This window comes from Spirosoma harenae, assembly GCF_054776975.1.
Map to the genome: position 1 here is coordinate 281,220 of NZ_BAAHBD010000007.1, position 19,734 is coordinate 300,953.

Genomic DNA, 19,734 nt, shown 5'->3' on the forward strand with positions numbered 1-19,734 from the left:
TAACTGTCGTTTAAGGATGATGTGATTGATCACCGTCCAGGCTACCAGAATCCTGATCGGTTGAAGGCTTATTTCAGGGTTGAAATCCTCATTTATTTCCTTTGGCTGGAGGTACGGTTTTTAACTGAATGAAATCCACCAGAAAAGCGAAGGCCATTGAGAAGTAGATGTAGCCTTTAGGTATCTCAAAATGGAGCCCTTCCGCAACGAGCGACATTCCAATAATGAGCAGAAAACACAGTGCTAAAATCTTAAACGAAGGATGTTGATTAATAAATGAAGCGATTGGTTTAGAGGCCACCAGCATAACGCCCACCGTAATAACGACCGCTGTATACATAACCCAGAGTTGGTTGACCATGCCAACGGCGGTGATAATGGAGTCGATGGAAAACACCATATCCAGAATGAGCACCTGAATCAGCAAATCCCGAAAGGTTGCTTTCTTTATATCGGGTTCGCTGGCTTCCTGGTTCAATTCGGCCTTGTGGTAAATTTCTTTGGTGCTCTTATAGATCAGAAAGAGCCCACCTGCCAGCAGAATCAGTCCTTTACCGCTAAAATCAATCGTACCCAGCGAAAACAGGGTTTGGTCTAGTTGCAGAATCCAGGATAAGAGCGCGAGCAGTCCCAGTCGCATCACCATCGCTAGGCCTAACCCCCAGTATCGCAACCGATCTCGCTGTTCTGGCGGCAATTTGTCGGCTAGAATGGAAATGAAAATAATGTTATCAATGCCCAGGATAATTTCCAATACAATGAGCGTAAGTAATGGAACCAGATTGTCAGCGAAACTCATGAATTCTTTATTGGATCAGAAACTATCAAGTTGATTTCAACGCACTCCACGAGCTGTCGAAATCAAGTTGATTCGTCGTTTTTAATCTTATTTTAATCTATAAAGAAATCCACTTCTAAAATGTTTTAGAATATGGTCAGTTTCACGGATAAATCCAGATAAGCATTGTTATGACCTGAAATAAGCGATGATAAAGACGGCTTATTCGCGCTTGTAGAGATGCCCTCCGTGGGCTACCTAAATGTAAAGTGAACCACTACAGAAGCGCAAACAGGAGCGTGACTTCACCACCTAGCTCAATTTGATCTCCGCTCTGAAGAGGGTAACTCATTCCTGCAATATCAGCCCTTTCTATCGAATCATTTGGGTGGATGATTTTCGTTTTGTTGCCTCCGGAAGGCAGCCCGCCCGGATCGACCAGAAGGGCATATCGTCTTTGGACCATATCATAGCGAATGGTGGCATGCGCTCGGCTAACCGCCCCATTTCCAGAACCTTTCTCCGAATCGAAGCCGGGATCACCGTCGTTTAAAATAACAATGTCATTGGTCCGAACCCGGCCTGATGCCGTTTGGGTCGTATGCCCACGCCCGATACAGAACGTAGTCTTTTGAGCAGAATCGAGAAGGTACTCCGCCCGTTCCGTCTGACCGACCAAGGCAACCACTCTGGCCAGAAGCGGTGAGCTATCGGGCTTTGATTTATCGACAACAACCAGTCCCAGGTTCCCTTCCCGATAGGTAGTATCGGGCAGCGTATCTGTAAAAAAAGCATATTCAAACTGCCAGTTTTTGGGCAGTGTAATGTAATTATCCGCTAGCTGACGAGCCAGTTCAGCCGAAAATTTTTCTGGCTGATTCGTCCACAAAGCGACTCGATACAACTCTTCATCTTCTGGATTTGTGCATAAAACAGACAACCGAAGTCCGACAGGAGCCGTGTCCGGTTCGTTCTGGTAAGCCCGAAGTTTACTGACGATAAATCGCATGATCTGCTCGCGTAACTGAGCGGCTGGTGGAAGACCGGTGGGTGTTGATTTTGGTATAACGGGAACGGATTCAGACGGTTCTGTTGAGGAGTTGTGTGGCTGCTGGTCAGCCTCAGTAAATCCAAATATCTTTTTGACCTTTTCTAATAGGCTCATGGTAGTTGTTACACGGTTAAAAGCTTCCCAAATAACTGCGCTGTTTTAAAATTGGGGCTACTACGGTATTCGCTAAACTAACTGCATCAGCGGAGGATTCCCCTAATTCGATCCGAACCGTAACAACCGTATGCGACCGACCGTCGGGAGTAGGTGCGAAAAACACGTACCAGCCATCATTCCGTTGTACACCCTGCACAATGCGTTCGGGTGTCCCGGTTTTACCAGCTACTCGTGCTGTACTAATCTTACTACGTCCCGCTGCTGGATTCGATTGTTCGATCATAAACTCTTCTAATTGCTCGGCATAATCCGGCCGACGTCCGATAGGCTTCCCGACGCTGACAGGCTGTGATTTTCCGGCCTTATCCAATACGTAGCGTGATGGCTGCAAGATGCCCTGATTGGCAATGGCGCCCGCCATCCGTGCCATCGATGCGGGAGTCGCTGTCAATTGCCCTTGTCCCCAGGCCAGGCCCGAAAACTCACTTCGGTAACGTCTTGGGTATTGCGTGCTTTGATACAATTTTCGACGTACAACAAAGGATGAGTCGCGCCAGTGCTGCCGAATCTGAACGCGTTCGTCGTCGGTATGCGTATCCGAAAAAGAGTAGCCACCAATTAGGTCGACGTTCATACCCGTAGCTAAATAGAGATCGGCCAGTTCATTATCCAATGTATTATCATTTGCCGTTCGGATAAAATAAACGTTGCTCGACCGAACAATTGCCTTTCGCATATCGACCAGCTCTCCACAGGGTTCCGATTCCCGTGTGCCGCGTCGGATAATTTCCTGACACGAAATCGAATAGCGAACGGACGATGCCGACGCCCCCAGTTTGTTAAAGGCAGCCATCGCCGTCAGGATTTTAGCCGTTGAACCAGGCGCCGTTGCGTACGTCATTCCTAAATCGCGCTCGGTGATCAGGTACGGTAGTTTCAATCGATCGCGATCTGACAACAGCATAACTTCGGGCGTTTTGATATTGGGCAATGGGTGAACTGCTGACGCCAGCACATCGCCCGATGCCGCATCTAATACGACTACCGAAAGACGTTTGTTGCTGTAGTCAGATTGGGCCAACGCTTTCTGTAATGCAACCTGTAATTCAGCATTGATGCTCAAGTGAATATCCCGGTTTTTGGCTTTGCGTTCGGCCACTTCGCGGCTGTCGATTCCGGCTCGTAAGGCAGGAGCCAGCTCGCTGTAATCATAAGCGGTGAGTGTACGTGTTTGCTGAACCGTCGGACTGAATCGGTCGGCCTGGTAGTCGGTAGCAATCAGCGTCGTTTTTTTCGGGCGACTGTTGAATCCACGCAATTCGCTGAAATGAGTAGCCTCGGCATAATACCCATTACTTTGCCCCCAGAAAAGTTGCGTATTTAAATCACCCGTCCAGAAAAACAGGTGTTCACCAAAAGGGTAATAGCGTTGCAATCGTTTTTGCGTGAGCGTTTGAAGCAGATCCGATTTCAGGCCGCTCTGCCGAAGCCGCGTCGATTGGTGCATGATCTGTTCTGGCGAGCTGGTTGCTAGTACCAGTCCATTGCGATCGTAGACGGTGCCTGCCGCCAGTACACGGGTCAATCGCTCGATTCGGGGATTGTAGCTATACACCGGATCACTATTGCGGGTCACTACGCGAGCAGGTCGCACAATGTACTCATTACCCCGCCATCCGACAATCGGTACTAAGCGACCAATCAGAATCAGTACGCCGATCAGAAATCCAGCGATCCCCGTCATCAGCACAACATCGTAATGCTTCTCCAGGTATTGACGTTGCTCTGGCTGCCCTGGTCGATGGGCCACGCTAAACACAACGCCCATTGCCATTAAGTTGATAATGAGCGAAATTTTGCCATAACTCAGAAACGGTACGCTAATTCCTGTTAGGGGAAGTAATCCAATTGAACCGCCAGCAATGATTAAAAATTGAACCCCAGTAGCAATAGCAATACCGGCCACCAGAAAGAAGCTAAAGGGCTGACCGGCTCGTCGGGCGTGCAGTAAGATACGGTGCAGTACTATGCCCATCAGCAGAAACACAGCCACTACCCCTAATCCACCTAGTTCTTCACCAACACTAGGCAGAATCATATCGGTATGGGCGGCTGGCATGGCGCTCGCAAACCCCTTTCCTAATCCCTGCCCTGTCCAGCCTCCAGCCGACAATGCCCAGAAACTGTGCGCCAGATGATCGCCCCCGTACACATCGTTATTCCAGGGATTAAGCCACATCGCTTTCCGGTCGGCTAGTCGGCTTCCCACAAACGGCAGCTGATCGCCAAACGCGAACATCGCCATGACCAGAAGCAGTAACACAGGGGCTTCAGTAAGCAAAGCGACCCACCCCCAGTTTGTTCTCGAACGCGCTTCACCCTGCCAGTACATATATCCAATCAGGGCAACCATACTGAGCAACGTTGCAGCCCAACCGGGTAGTAGCCAGAGTGCTACGCCATAACCGAGGCCCGTTGCTAATGTCAGGGGAAGGTTTCCGCGAGCAATGCTGTAAAACAACAGGAACGTAAAGCAAACAACCAGAGCTGGTCCCATGTCGCCCAGCAGGAGGTAGAGCAGCATAAGAAATCCTGCGCCAGCCAACGCGCCCAAACTCACCCGGAATCGCCAGCGCAGATCGGGTAGTTGTCGAATCTGCTGTTCGTTGGCGGCAAAGAAACCAGCAAAGAAGATCAGGAGCAGGTATTTGGTAATTTCACTAGGTTGAAATGTTAACCCTAGTATAGACAGATTAACTCGCACGCCACTGCCTTCTGGTCCCGAACCGATGAGCAAAGTGGCTGTTGCCAAACCAATTGCAAGTGCCAGCCATGTCCAGCCTGAGAGACGTACAGAAGCCCGATTTCGGAACGTGAACAGCCAATCGTAGCGCCAATCTGCGTAAAATCGTCCGATGTTCAGTTGTGATAAAATCGTCATGCCAGCCAGACCAATTGCAACTCCCTGCAAGGTTTGCCAGGCGTAAAGTATATCCTGCAAAGGGTCCTGAATGGCCAGAAGTGTCAGCAACGATAGGCCCGTTAACAGCATCAGTACAGGCAGTAACAACGAATCGGGGTGAAATCGTCGAAAATCCCAAAAGCCTTGTACTATCCAGAAAACCAGCACAAATAGCACAACTATTGCCCAGAATTGCCGCGTAAATCCAGTTGGCGTACGAACCGTAAACGCATGGTCGTTCTTGAGTTGGCCATAAACCGTAGAACCAATCAGCCGCAGCTGATGCCGACGAGCAGTGAAATTATACGACTGATCGCTGGTCAGATGACTCGTACCCCGGCGGCTACCAAACTCAAACCCAGGCTTTAGTGGAACAACACTATATCCAGAACCTTTCACCAAACCTGCAAAGGAAAACTGGCCATCGGCACCTGTTCGGGCATAAGTAAACCGATCTGGTAACGTATCGGGTTGGGCGGTGGCAGGATGGCGCTTCAGTTGAACCAATACATTCGCCATCGGGACTTCGTCGTGCGTAACCAGACCTGCTATTGACTCTGTTCCAGGTCCCACGTTAACAGTAGCCGGATACGATTTAGGACTGTTCAGTTCGCGGACGTACAGAATCGAATCGAAGCCCATTTGCTGGCGGGATACCTGCAACCGACTCTGAAAATCAGTACCCCCAACCCGACTACGCCAGGCCACAGGCGCCAGTATTGAAAACAGCCGTTTGTTTAAAGCTCCCAGATTATCTGGAGAACCGTTCTTCCGAAGCTTAGCTGCCAACGAATCGGCAAGTAAAGATCTGTCTTTCGGGTCGCTGTAATAATTACCTGTATTTAGGATTCGCTGGATTGCTATTGATTTTAACCCTGATTCGAGTGTTAATGCCTGTCTGTTTCCCAGGGCTTTTTTTGCCTGGTTCAGCGCGGGAGACAGGTTCATATAGAGCCGTCCAAAGAGCAGCAATAACATAATTGTTGCTCCCAGCAAATACGGCCGCCCGGAAGGGCTAGAGGATACATTCATATTTTGGTGGTCAACCCCTAAATCCCCTGAAGGGGACTTTTCTAAGTACGAGTGAAGTCCCCTTCAGGGGATTTAGGGGTAAAAAAACTTTACCTATTTAATTTGTCTGCGTTGAATCAACGACCGTATGCGATGAATCGGGTATGGCTGCTGGTGGTTCGGGTACTGTCTCCTGATTGCTTTCTTTTGCGGTGGAATCCGCTGGCTGTTCAATTAGATAACCTGATGAGGCCTCGGTTGTATCCTCCGCCATTTTGTCGGTATACGATGAATCAGGCGCCATCACCGTTGAATCGGCTACAATCTGAGCCTTGTTGTTATTGGCCTTATCCAGATGGTTTTTGTATAGGATAGCCAGGCCAATCAATAATGTCACGATAAAACAGGCGAATCCAATAGCCCATCCATTCGAACGACTTTCGGGTTCATCATCAGGCAGTTGGATGATTGGCGTTTCTGGCTGAGGCTTCTGTGTTGGAGCCGCCATTGTGCGCGAAGACGTGTGTATCCGACGATCTGCCGGGCGGTGGCCGTGCAACTGTTCAACATTGGCTTGTCGCAGCAGAAATACGAGTTCACCAACGTCACGAAGTCGTTCGACGGGATTTTTGGCTAATGTACATTCCAGAATTGCATCCAGACTCGGGGGAACGTTCTGCCCCGAAGGCAGCGACAAATCGGGTGGTGGTGTTCGCAGGACATGGCCCATAAACGTAGCGATTCCGCTATCATTCATTGAAAACGGTACCTTTCCGGACAAGCATTCATACAAAACCACGCCGAGTGAATAGTAATCCGTGGCCTCATCAACACCTCGTGGATTGTCGAACTGCTCTGGCGACGCGTATTCGTAGGTCATCAACGATTGACCCGTCATTGTTTGTGTTTGCTCGCGCAGACGGGCCACGCCAAAATCAGTCAGCAGAAAATGAAGTTCGCCACTGGGTAATGGGCGGAAGAGAATGTTTTCGGGTTTGATATCGCGGTGAATAATGCCGCGACTATGAATTGCCCTAAAGGCTTCGGCCATTTGGAGACCTAGTCGAATTGTATTTGATACGTCCAGATAACCCTGTTCGCCGAGAAGTGTGCGCAGGTTGCCGCCCTCCACCCATTCCATCACAATAAAGGGCATCGGCATATCCAACTGTACTTCCCGCACACGTACTACGTTTGGATGCTGAATGTCGGTCATTAACTGCGATTCGAGTCGAAACCGTCGTAATGTATCGGCATCCGTATGAACCGTGAAGTGTTTGATCGCGACTAAATCGCCCGTTGCCAGATGACGCGCCTTCAGCACACGGGCGTTTGAGCGGCCCAGTTCGCCTATGATTTCGTAACCCGGAAAATACGTATTGACACTTACAGTTGGCATAGGTCAACTAGTTTAGCGAGTCTGATGAAGCCGTATGCATCAGCGAGTCCAGTGGTTGAGCAAACTGATGCTCAACAATTTTGTAGGTAACCTTGGTACCCCGATCGCTATTGGGCGCAGTTTGAATTAGCGACGAATTGGGGCCGACATTGCTGAAATACACCTTTTCGGATTTATACAGCCCGCCGTTATCTTTAACATAATTCACTTTAACACCAACCGACGAAAAGGTAACCTGACTCGGATTTGTTAGTTGAAGTTGTACGTTTTTGATCCCCCCGAATAAGCCTACTCGATAATCATTCACTTTAATTGTCAGTCCTTCAACCGCAGCCAGAGCTTCCTGTCTGAGCTGCTCCTGCCGTATGGCCTCTTCCGCTTCTCGTTGATTCCGCGCTGCTTCCTCTTTCAGGTTAGGCCTTCCCAATGTATCTGTGTTGGTAGCCGGTGTATGAAGCGTTGCGCGAGTATCAGTTTTGGGTTTAATCATGACATAGTAAAACCCAGCGATACCTAAAAAAATGGCAAGCGCCAAGGCTGCCCATTTTAAGCCAGCTGTCTGTGACTTATGAGCTGGTAGCGCCTGCACAGGCTTAGCTTCTACTGGTACAGCCTTTACGACTTCAGCCGCATTGGCCGGTTCACTAACAACTTCAGGCTTTACCGGCTCAGCAATTGATTGCCGTGTGGAGCTGCGATTCGCTTGTAAATAAGCTAGTTCGGCCTGTTTGATCAACCAGGTTAACTCATCAGGATCGCTCAGTCGATCAGCCGCTTTCTTTTGCAGTAATCCCCGAAGTAAGTCCGTAAATGGGCTAAATGTCTGATCACTCGCCGAAACCGTCAGGGCGGGTGGTGCTTCCGTCAGCACTTTATTCATGAAGGTCACAATACCCGTATGGTCATCTAACGCAAATGGTACACTTCCATGAAGGCACTCATACAGAACCACCCCTAATGAGTAGTAATCCGTTGCAACGCCAACTCCTCGCGGATCATTGAACTGCTCCGGCGATGCATATTCATAGGTCATTAGTGACTGACCCGTCAGTGTATTCGACTGTTCGTGCAGCCTTGCCACGCCGAAATCAGTCAGCAGAAAATGGAGTTCGCCACTGGGTAGAGGGCGATACAGAATATTTTCCGGCTTGATATCGCGGTGAACGATGCTCTGTGGGTGAATTGCCTTAAATGCACTAGCCATTTGTAACCCTAACCGACTGACCGTGGGTACGTCAAGCGCGCCCTGATTGTCAATGAGTTGCTTTAGACTTCCCCCCTCGATCAGTTCCATGACCAGGTAAGGCAGCTCAGCCTCCAGTCGAACCTCCCGCACTTTTACAATGTTGGGGTGAGCAAGGCTGGTCATAATAGCCGATTCCCGCTCAAATCGACGTAGCGTTTCGGCATCGGTATTGAGCGCAAAGTGCTTTATGGCCACCAGATCACCCGTTGCCAGGTGACGCGCTTTCAGGATACGCGCGTTACTACGGCCTAATTCACTTAGCACTTCGTATCCCGGAAACCGCGTATCAAATCGAATCGTGGACATTAACGGCGTTTTGTTTTGGTTGAATCAGGGTCATTTTGTACTGATAGGATGACAACAGCTTTACGGAAAGTATCCTGCCGAACAGCCGCGCTAATGGGCAAACCCACATTATTAAAAAATACGTTTGAGAGCTGCAGCTTCGCATCGCGAGTTGTCTCAATGCCCGTCTTAAATCCACTGAACACAATATTTTCCACGTGTACGGTTCCTGATCGGCTAATTTGTAATGCGACCCGTGCCTGCGTTGAGTCGGCGGGCATCAGAACGGTCAGTCGATTATTACCTACTATGGTTTGCAGTGAATCGGTCAGCAACAATGGCTGGCTGAGTCGGAACGTGTCAGGAGGCAAAACCAGTCGATGCTCTTTACTGCGATAGGCGGTTTGTAGTAATGAATCAAATGTGGAAAATGCTGTCATTGATATCGCATTCGGTTGACTGGTAACTGTTCCCACACTATCCGCTATTATATCAGATTGGCTTGGTGGTTGGTATTGATACCACACAATTGCCGCAATCAGCCCTAGTGCTAACAAACCCAGCAGAGCCACTAAACCTGTTGAACGTTTTTTAGCGGCCTTTGGCTCAACAGATGTAGCCTCATTATGAACAGGAAGAACAGTTACGGGCGGAGATTTCGGCGTTGGTAGGTCGATAGGCTTGGTTGAACTTGTCGAAGGCCCGGCAGCGACTGTATTATTTTTAGCCAGAACGACCGTAATATTATCCTTTCCACCCTGCTGATTGGCTAATCGAATCAATTCGGTCGTCTGCTCATCAAGAGTGCGATTCTGGTTCAGAATCGCCTTTATTTGTGCCTGCGTAATCATGTCCGTCAGGCCGTCGCTACAGAGCAACAACTGATCACCTGGCAGAAAATCGGTTTCTCCAGACTCCAGAAAATCAGGATCATCGACCCGATGTGCCATTGAGCCAACGTCCCGCAAAATTTCATTCCGGCGAGGGTGTTCCATGGCTTCAGCTTCGGTAAGTTCATTGGCATCTTCCCGAACGCCAACCAGCGAGTGATCGTAGGTCAGTTTTTCGAGAACACCCTGACGGTATCGGTACAAACGCGTGTCGCCCACATGAACGTAGTATACCTTACCCGACTGACTATCAGCTACAGCGGTAGTCAGCACACAACACATTTGCGAAAGCCGAGGCTCCTGCATCCGTTGGTTATTGATCTGATTATTGGCAAACACGACTGCTTCGCGCAACATCGACAACGGGTTGCCGTTTGGCGTGGCCATGTATTGTTCTATTGATTCCTTCGCAATAGCCGCAGCCCGGTCGCCACCAGCATAGCCGCCGACACCGTCGATAACCGTCAGCAATGCACTGGTTTCTGCCCAGATCGTTGCGCAGATAAAGGCATCCTGATTATCGTTTCGGCGCTGGCCTACGTCGGTCCGGCCGGTCAATTCCAATGCATTCATTCAGTAGCGTCTTGCAGGCTGATCAGTCGGATCGATGTGGCGAATTGTTTCTGCCGAAAATCCGCACTAACGGTCTGACTGATCAGCCTGTCAGAAATAGTGTTGTTTATTTATCGAGGTAAATCCTGAAAATGTTTCAAGACCAGAAATACAACGAACAGGAGTAATACGAAAACAAGTAGTGCATCAATCATGCTTACGTAGTCCGTTGGAAGTTGAGCGTAACCATACTATTAAGCAGAATTTGGGCCTTGTCGGGCAGGGAGTACCACTGCGGATTAGCGGGTTCGCTACGGGGAATCAACTGTTCATTCACGCGGGTTTCGTTTCGGCTGAAGGAGGCCAATTGAAACGTTTGGGTTGCGTCGTCATACCGAATGCGGGCGTGCGGGTTCGATACATAGGCTGATTCCAGAAGCAGATAATTCGGGAAATGCTGATTATCAGGTTCCTTACGGGCCACTACAATCTCCCGGTCGCGCATCAGGTACGAATCCTCTTTGTTCAACTCGGCAACGTAATACGTAATCTCGGCCAAGCCAGCGGCAAGGCTACGTGGCAAGTTAGCCGCATTTCGGGTGGCAGATCCCGCTATTGGTGACCGTTCGTTTGTAGCGGGCGATGTGTCAAATTTGAATTTTACGACGAAAGCACCCGGCTCGCGAAAGTCGATATGCTGAAACGTATTCAGGTCCACATCTACTTTTTCGTAGCGGTTAGTTTGTTTGACCCGGCGCGTTACGTGCAGCTTATCGGATGATTGACGACTTTCATTGCCAGGCAAAATACCCGTTAGTGCACCGACAACGTAGACATCTGATGGCGAGATCGTTTCGCCACCAAACTCCCGGCCACCCCCAAATTTGAAAAACCAACTGGAGGCTACCGGTGCTACCCGTTCATACTCCCCTTTGTGAGACTCAATGATGGCTTTAAAGGACTTGACCGCTTCATCGACGATGACTGGAAACGCATTCTGTCGCTCCTCATAGGTGTCTGGATGCAGAATAATCAGAAAGTGCGCATTGAACAGCATACTTGCCCCGACGGACTCCCGGCCTATGGAGTCCTCGAACGAAGCTACTAACTCAGCCAAAATCCGTTTGTTCGTTACGGTAGTAATAGAGGTAGTTTGGCTCTGGCTGGGGGGCACGAGTAGATTCCCTAATTTATGAAGCCAGTTGGGCTGATCTGCCATGTGTGAACGCGAATAGGTTCTTACTAAACCCATTAACGATAACGGCTACCGTTTTCTTTTGATTATCGTGAAGTTGCTTAGAGCAAAAGTGATTATCTATTCAACGGCATAAGTGAGATCCGTTCCAATAAATCGAACAGCAACTGTTCATTTAGGAAGAACGAATTAGTGTATTTCATTTTTGAAATCGGCTAGCTTTATTCTACGGCCGAAAACTATTGCCAATACGACCAGGAATACAAGCACATAAGGCGCATAACCGGCGACCTGCTCCACACCATTTGACAGTGGATTACCATGGCCCGTAATCCGTTCCGCTACCCAGCCAATGGCTGCAATAATGGCCAGGCCAGCGCCTGTCAGGCGTATGGTTCGATAAGTGGGGGTTCGACTGAGCAGCATGAACCAAGGAATCGTTAAGGCGATGACCAGCAATTGCATCAGTTCGATGCCCAGATTGAAACCCAGAATACTGAGCACCATGGGGCCTGCGTCGAGTTGCAGATTGGCTAACGTATCCGCAAACGCCAGCCCATGAATCAGTCCGAAACTGGCTGCGATCCAGGTTTCGCGACCCGGAAAAATTGGCCGTATGGCATGAATAGCCGATACCAGAATCGATAGAGCAATCAATAGTTCAACCGGCTGCGAGGGCAACTGAACCCAGCCCAGCGAACCTAGCAGCAGCGTAATGGAATGGCCGATGGTAAAGGCCGTAACGATAAGTAGTAACCGTTTCAAGCTGTATCGAATTCCACCGAACGGGCCCCAGCCGAATCGTCGTCCTGGGCCACCAGACACCAGCAGAGGAGCAGGCAACAGCAGCACTAATAAAAACAGCAAATGATCGGTACCTTCCGCTATGTGTTGAGTGCCTAGCTTCACCATGGCCGAAAAGCCCGTCCACCGATTACCCGACGACAGACTGATGGATAAAGGCGGAATCCGATTGTTAACGAAATCTAAACTAATTGTGCCAACCTGTACGGGGTCGGCTTCAGCTAGTTGTCCGCGCTCCCAATCCTGCCGGATCGACACCAGAATTTTGTGGGTCATCAACTGATGCAACACAACATCGTAATGGAATGAGAACTGCCGTACGTCCTGGCCTACTGGTGGAACCATCTGCACCTGAGCCGTTAGTTCACGATACACGCCATTAATTGGGTTCTGACTTTCATGAACGATCAATCCACCGACCGATACAGTCCAGAAACGACCGTCGGGGCTTTGTGGGCGGATGTGCGTTTTTAAGTAATCCCTCAGTTGAGGACCTAGACGCGTTACTAACCCCGCTGATGAATCGTTGACAGCGTGCCCCCAGGCCGATTGTAATTCGACTAAAGGGATTTGGAGTTCGGCGTCAATTCGGTTGGCGTGAATGGTTAGTAATACCACCGAATTAGGCATGGGGTGAGCCGAGGTTGTGGCTGGCAATAAACCAGCCACAACGAACAGGATGATCATCAACAGTCGTCTATTTAGACGATTGTTGATCAGGCATATCTGGCTCACTGGGAAAAACATTATCATCATTTTTGTGTTCGTCGCTACACGCTTGTTTCGAGGAGGAAATCCTAATTGCCGCCGTAGTCGGTTGTATGATCCCGCCAGACCGAGTGCGAATGGGGTGTGTTTTTGATAATGACGCCACCCTGATACGAAAACTCGATCCACACGCTGGGCCCGTCAATACGAACATAATCGCCCTGAGAACCCATGGCTGTCGTACCGGCATAGGCCACGTAGGTATTCGCTAATTCTGACGTGTATTTAGTGATAATGGAGGCCGCCGTGTTTGCATCCATATCATTGACGTAGAGCCTGATCGCATTTAATACGAGTGCCTGCTTGTCACTGCTCAGACTACCTACCTGTAAACCAACTTTAGTCGCCGGAAACTTCCCATCCTGACCCGGACCTAATACCAGGTCATTGTATGATCCGGATAGTTTAGCGGTTGTTTGCTCAGTGGTACTCAATCCCGTTAATAGAGCCGCAAAGGCAACTCGCTCCTGCTCGAAAGCCTGGTAGGTACGGCTACCAGCCGTAACAGATGCCTGCGGCTCCGTTCCGCGGAAAGCGGGTGTAACTCCCGTGCTCGCTCCTCCGTTAAAGGTAAAAGGCTGAGTGTAGTGGTGACCGGTGAATAGAATAGCCCATAAACTGCTAGTGCTGGGTGTGCCTAAAAACGAAATGTAATAGTTGCCGGCGCCGTAATCAGAACCACCACCGATCGTATACAGATAATCATCCGCTGCTAGATTGCCTACCAGTTCATTGTATCCCTCATTGGTGGCATTCAGAGCCAACACGGCTACCATAAGATTACGGAAAGCAGCTAGTTGAGTATCACTAAGCGAGCCCAATTTGATTCCTAATCGAGCAGACATCCCGGCGGGCAGGTTCGACCATTTCTGAGCGTTTGTTTTGGAATAAGTAAGCTGGGTAGCCGCCAGTTGTGTACTGGATAAGGTCGTTTTAAACGCTTCAGCCAGACAAACAATCTGGGCAATGCCTGCTGAACCGCAAGTCGTTGTAGTGACGGTGGCTGATAAAGCCGTTGTGATTGAGCTGGCACTCGTGCTACCGGAACTGGAGCCAGTTGATGTCGAACCCGTTGAATTGGTGGCGTCAACATCCGTTGATTTGCAGGCTCCGAAAAGGATGCTGAAACTCAATAGTAACAGCAGACTGGTTGTTAGGGTATTTCGCTTCATGATGTATGCTGAATAAGTTCAACTCAGCGTCTAATAGATTACTTGTGAGTACTTATAACTAGTAATAGTTGTTGCATAGCCGATGTATTGTTGGGGTAAAGAGCTGAAATGTTGTGGCGAATGGTTTATTAACAGCCGGATTTGCCCACCAGATCTGGTGCCTTATAATTGGACGTTCCTTATTGACTGGATAAAGGTGGAGTGTAAAAACGTGCCGTAGGAGAAAATGTGGTTAACCCCGAAAGTTTGGGGGTATTCACCCTGATTTTGTGGTGAATGAGGGAAATTCCGGGGTTGAAAATTGCTAACTAAGCCAAGGGCGAATGGGGCGGCTTCACTTCATAAACAAACTGAAAAAGTCTTTCTCGTAGCTGCTGCCAATGGGAATTTCTTCGTCATCAATCAAAATCATTTTGCCACGAATTGCCTGGATTTTATCGATAGCGACAATGAATGACCGATGAACACGAATGAATTTATCGGTGGGTAATTTTTCCAACATGGCTTTCAGGGTAAGCCGTAAGACCAAAGGGTGCCCTTTATGCAGATGAACTTTGAGATAATTATCCAGTCCCTCAATAAAGAGAATATCCGCTACTGTAACCTTGACCAATCCGTAATCCGCTCGAAAAAAGAGTTGTGTTAGTTCTGTTCCTTCATCGCCCACGGTTTGCCGCAGTGCCCGCCAGCGCGTATGGGCTCGGCCAATAGCTTTAACAAACCGATCAAATGTGTAAGGTTTTAATAAATAGTCAACAGCCTCAAGGTCGTAGCTCTCCAGTGCGAATTCGCTATACGCCGTTGTGAAAACAACTAATGTTTGTTGGGCGATCGATCGGAAAAAGTCCAGGCCCGACTCTTTGGGCATGTTGATATCCAAAAAAATTAAATCGACGGGATTGGCTTCCAGATAGAGTCGGGCTTCGCCGGTACGGGTAAATGTTTTCAGCAATTCGACCTGATCAACACGGCTACAGAAGGACTCAATGATATCCAGAGCTGGGCGTTCATCATCCAACGCAATGGCTTTCATCATGCTAGTACGAGTAGTAAAGTAACGCGAAAGTGCGTAGGTGTATCGTCAATGGTCAATGTATGGGCGTCTGGATAAAGTAGCCTTAATCGCTCTCGGGTATTCTGTAAACCAATACCTGTTGATTTCTCCAGTTGGCTAACGTCAACTTTATTATTCGTGACATAGAGGTTCAATTCATTTCCCTGAATCCGCAAATGGATAACAATTGGCGATTCTTCATCGGGGCTTACGCCATACTTGAATGCATTTTCGATAAACGAAAACAGCAACAAAGGGGCAATTTGTAAATGACTTTCCTCACCTTCCAGTCGATAGTCTATCTGAACTGCATCCCGGAGACGGGCTTTCTGTAAATCGATGTAGTTGGCAATGTAAGTGATCTCGTTCAGCAGCGATACCCGATCCCGATGCGCATCCCGAATGATATAGCGCATAAACTCAGATAGTTTGACAATCGTATCTGCCGTGCGGTCATCGTTCCGGATGGCCAGTGCATAAATACTATTGAGCGTATTAAACAGAAAGTGCGGCTGTATCTGCGCTTTTAATTGCCGCAATTCAGCGTGCAATTGATCATTCTCCACGCGGTGCAGTCGATTGGCCGTCAGCACGGAAATAGACAGCAAGGTACTCACACTGCCCAGCAGGAAAAATATAATCAGCTTGGCTGTTAGTGTGAAGGGTAGACCGCCGGGTGGGTTATTCAGAAAAGCATCTCGTTGCCTGTGGTGGGGAGGTGGGTCGTCGGGGAATGGTGGCCTTTCTCCAAAATGAGGTGGTCTATCTGAATGGAACGGATCAGACTCTGGTAAACGGGAAAGATGGTCGCTGGAAGGCTTTAGCATCATCTCTTCCACAAAAATTTGCCGTGCCCAGGCTAGCGGTGTATTCTGCTTCGGTGGTTTAAAAAACGCCCATTGTTCGATTCGATGGGGAAGGTAGGCCGCGCTTATGACGCAAACCAATGCAATCAGGGCATAGGGTACGTATTGTTTGGTTAGAAACCAGCGCGGGACGAATATCGTGTGATTAAAATACGAGAATAACAGCAGAAATAGATAGGCAAACCCATTCTGAATCAGGTGATCATGCGGGTTTAACGGTTTCCAGCTTACGCCGGTATACCAGAAATAAACGAGCGGTAGCACTGCTAAGGCAATGCCGATAAATACCTGTGTACGGTGTGTCTTTAACCAGGTCGCCATTCATTGCTGCGATAAGTTACAAACTTACAACAACACCCTGGCTGGCCTAAATAAATGTGGCTGATACGCTAAATACTGGGGTGAATGACGACCATTTGAAGAAGTAAAGAAGTGTGGACTCGCGCTTACAGCGTGGCAATGGGTTTGGCCGACATTTCTTCTTCTAAAAATGACGGCGCCTTTTCCGGATGATCGCTTTTCTTTTTACGGGATAGGAAGGTATACATGGCCGGAATCACAAACAGTGTCAACACCAGCGAAAACATCAAACCACCAATAATCACAATACCCATCGACATCCGACTCTGACCCGCTGATCCTAAAGCCATCGCAATCGGCAGAGCGCCGAGAGTAGTCGCTAAGCTCGTCATTAGAATAGGGCGAAGGCGGAGCGAGGCCGCTTCCAGAGCCGCTTCTCGAATCGACATGCCTTCTTCGCGGAGCTGATTGGCAAATTCGACAATCAGAATCCCGTTTTTCGTAACCAGACCAATCAGCATGATAATACCGATCTGGCTGAAAATATTAAACGTCTGGTTGAAGTACCAGAGCGAAAAAACTGCCCCACCAATAGCTAATGGCACAGTGAGCATGATAATAAACGGATCGACAAAACTTTCAAACTGAGCGGCCAGGATAAAATAGACGAGTATCAGCGCCAGCAGGAACGAAAACAGGGTATTTGACTGACTTTCGGCGTAATCGCGGGAAGCTCCACTCAGACCAGTCCGAATAATCGGGTCATTAAGTTGATTACGAACGGCGTCCATGGCCGCGATACCATCGCCAATGGTTTTGCCGGGAGCCAGAGCCGCCTGTACAGTTGCGCTCATGTAGCGATTGAAGTGGAATAATTGGGGAGGGCTGCTTTGCTCATCCATCCGGACAATATTATCCAGTTGCGCCACCTGTCCCTGATTGGTCTTTACGTACATTTTCGACACATCGAGTGGTTCGTTTCGGTTTGCGCGATCGAATTGGCCAATTACCTGATATTGCCGACCCGACATCGTAAAATAACCAAATCGCTGGCCAGCTAAGGCCAACTGAACGGTTTGTGCTACATCCGCTACCGATACGCCAATGGCTTTGGCTTTTTCCCTATCAATGAAGATGTTCACTTCCGGCTTGTTGAATTTCAAATTGGCATCAACCGACGTAAACGTGGGGTCTTTCTGGGCTTCTTCCAGAAAACGGGGCAGGTATTCACGCAGTTTCTCAAAATCTGGAGCCTGAATGACATACTGAACGGGTAGGCCCCCTCGGGTATCTACAGAAATAGTTTGCTGCTGCACAACCACCGATTTAGCGTCGGGTAGTTTCTTCAGTAGTTTGGTTGTTTTATCGGCAATCGTTTGCTGAGAGAGTCCCTTACGCTCCATTTTGTCGAGCAGAAAGATACGGCCGCTTCCTGAATTGGGACTGCCGGAACCAGAACGATTTGGCGCTGTAACGAGCATAATTCCCTGTTTTCCAGGCATCGAATCCTCCAGCATCTGGTCTACCCTTTGCATGTAATCGTCCATAGACTCGAATGACGTACCTTCGGGCGCGGTCATGTTAAGCCGAAACCAGTTCCGATCGTCGAGTGGAGCCAGTTCTGAGGGTAGCTCTCTCCCGAAAAACCAAACCATTCCGAGGGTGGCCAGAATAATAGGTAGGGCCACCCACCGAATCTTGAAGAAACTTGCCAACTGGGCGTGGTAGCCAGCAGTCATGGCTTCGAAATAAGGTTCGGTAACGTCGTAAAACCAGGTTTTCTTGTGCGTCTTCCGGTTTAGGTACGCGTTCAGCATGGGCGTCAGCGTGAGCGACACGAAGGCTGAAATCAGTACCGCAACCGAAATCACAACCCCAAATTCACGGAACAGCTTCCCAATGAATCCTTCCATGAAAATAACCGGCAAAAACACGGCTGCTAGCGTAATGGATGTTGAAAGAACCGCGAAAATGATCTCATTGGAACCTTTGATGGCGGCTTCAATGGGGTTCATGCCCTGTTCAATTTTCTTGAAAATATTCTCCGTTACGACAATTCCATCATCCACCACCAACCCCGTCGCCATTACAATAGCCAGCAACGTCAGTACATTGATGGAATAGCCCATCAAATACATGATAAAGAACGTACCAATCAGCGATACCGGAATATCGATCAAGGGGCGGAAAGCCACCAGCCAGTCTCTGAAAAACAGGAAGATGATCATCACAACCAGGGCAATAGCAATCAGCAACGTTTCGGCCACTTCCTCAACGGATCGCTTCACAAATACGGTTGCGTCGAACATAATATCCAGCTTATAATCGGCTGGCAAATCTTTCCGAATTTCAACCAGCCGTTTGTTCACTTCGGCCGCAATATCAAGGTGATTTGAACCCGGTTGTGGCACAATACCCAGACCGATCATGGGAATCCCATTCAGCCGGAGTGTACTTTCTTCATTTTCAGGACCAAGTTCGGCCTGACCAATATCGCTCAGGTGAATGACGTTATCACCGAGCGTTTTCACAATCATATTATTAAAATCCTCTTCAGTACGAAAACGACCAATTGTCTTTACGGTCAGCTCCGTATTACTACCAACGACCTTACCACTAGGCAGTTCGACGTTTTCGCGATCGAGAGCAACTTTTACGTCTTGTGCCGTGATGTTATAAGCGGCCATTTTATCCGGGTCCATCCAGATACGCATCGCATATTTTTTCTGACCCATGATAGATACTTCACTTACGCCCGTAATGGTTTGCAGTCGCTGAGCAATCACATTTTCGGCGAATTCATTGACCTCGAGGTGCGAGCGGGTATTGCTTTGCAGCGTCAGAATCATAATTTGATCCGAGTTTGCATCGGCCTTGCTCACAATGGGTGGCCCGTCGATGTCGAGCGGCAGCGTTCGGGCGGAAGCCGAAACTTTGTCGCGTACATCATTCGCAGCTCGCTCCATATCGACTTCAATATCGAACTCCACGGATATTTCACTTCTTCCCTGACTGCTCGACGAATTGATGGATTTTATCCCCTCGATGCTATTCAGTTGTTTTTCAAGGGGTTCGGTGATCTGCGATTCAATGATATCGGCATTGGCCCCGGCGTAGTTAGTTCGGATAGAAATAACGGGTGGATCAATGGATGGGAACTCGCGTACACCCAGATAGCGGAACCCCAGTGCGCCAAAAAAGATGATGAGCAGGTTCATCACAATGGCCAGCACCGGACGCTTGATCGAGAGCGTTGATAAACTCATATAGCTTGATCTTGAGAA

12 protein-coding genes are annotated in these 19,734 nt (G+C 48.9%); all 12 read right to left on the minus strand.

The annotated features are described in order from the left end of the window. Positions 1–88: 88 nt before the first annotated feature. The gene (locus ACYVE4_RS07135) at positions 89–799 is read right to left on the minus strand and encodes a TerC family protein (RefSeq protein ID WP_460996496.1); all 711 of its coding nucleotides are present in this window, start codon (positions 797–799) and stop codon (positions 89–91) included. Positions 800–1,055: 256 nt separating this feature from the next. Then, positions 1,056–1,943: an FHA domain-containing protein gene (locus ACYVE4_RS07140; protein WP_460996498.1), complete on the minus strand. Its 888-nt coding sequence runs from the start codon at positions 1,941–1,943 to the stop codon at positions 1,056–1,058. Positions 1,944–1,959: 16 nt separating this feature from the next. Next, entirely contained in the window at positions 1,960–5,940 is a 3,981-nt protein-coding gene (locus ACYVE4_RS07145) for an FtsW/RodA/SpoVE family cell cycle protein (RefSeq protein ID WP_460996500.1), read from the minus strand. Between the two features lie 97 nt (positions 5,941–6,037). Further along, positions 6,038–7,318, minus strand: coding sequence for a serine/threonine protein kinase (locus ACYVE4_RS07150; RefSeq protein ID WP_460996502.1), 1,281 nt, complete (start codon positions 7,316–7,318; stop codon positions 6,038–6,040). Between the two features lie 7 nt (positions 7,319–7,325). Then, positions 7,326–8,870 (minus strand): serine/threonine protein kinase, encoded by a 1,545-nt coding sequence (locus ACYVE4_RS07155; RefSeq protein ID WP_460996504.1) that lies wholly within the window; start codon positions 8,868–8,870, stop codon positions 7,326–7,328. Then, the gene (locus ACYVE4_RS07160; RefSeq protein WP_460996506.1) at positions 8,870–10,312 is read right to left on the minus strand and encodes a PP2C family protein-serine/threonine phosphatase; all 1,443 of its coding nucleotides are present in this window, start codon (positions 10,310–10,312) and stop codon (positions 8,870–8,872) included. The genes ACYVE4_RS07155 and ACYVE4_RS07160 overlap by 1 nt, the downstream gene beginning before the upstream one ends. Before the next feature lie 196 nt (positions 10,313–10,508). Continuing rightward, on the minus strand, positions 10,509–11,510 hold the full coding sequence (locus tag ACYVE4_RS07165; RefSeq protein ID WP_460996508.1) for an FHA domain-containing protein: 1,002 nt from the start codon (positions 11,508–11,510) through the stop codon (positions 10,509–10,511). A 165-nt stretch (positions 11,511–11,675) separates the two neighbouring features. Next, the gene (locus ACYVE4_RS07170; RefSeq protein WP_460996510.1) at positions 11,676–12,977 is read right to left on the minus strand and encodes a HupE/UreJ family protein; all 1,302 of its coding nucleotides are present in this window, start codon (positions 12,975–12,977) and stop codon (positions 11,676–11,678) included. A 110-nt stretch (positions 12,978–13,087) separates the two neighbouring features. Further along, positions 13,088–14,230: a DUF3500 domain-containing protein gene (locus ACYVE4_RS07175; RefSeq protein WP_460996512.1), complete on the minus strand. Its 1,143-nt coding sequence runs from the start codon at positions 14,228–14,230 to the stop codon at positions 13,088–13,090. Positions 14,231–14,564: 334 nt separating this feature from the next. Then, positions 14,565–15,266, minus strand: coding sequence for a LytR/AlgR family response regulator transcription factor (locus ACYVE4_RS07180; RefSeq protein ID WP_460996514.1), 702 nt, complete (start codon positions 15,264–15,266; stop codon positions 14,565–14,567). Continuing rightward, complete coding sequence (locus ACYVE4_RS07185) at positions 15,263–16,471, minus strand: sensor histidine kinase (RefSeq protein WP_460996516.1); 1,209 nt, start codon at positions 16,469–16,471, stop codon at positions 15,263–15,265. Before ACYVE4_RS07185 ends, ACYVE4_RS07180 begins: the two co-directional genes overlap by 4 nt. Positions 16,472–16,596: 125 nt before the next feature. Then, positions 16,597–19,716: an efflux RND transporter permease subunit gene (locus ACYVE4_RS07190; RefSeq protein WP_460996518.1), complete on the minus strand. Its 3,120-nt coding sequence runs from the start codon at positions 19,714–19,716 to the stop codon at positions 16,597–16,599. Positions 19,717–19,734 lie beyond the last annotated feature (18 nt).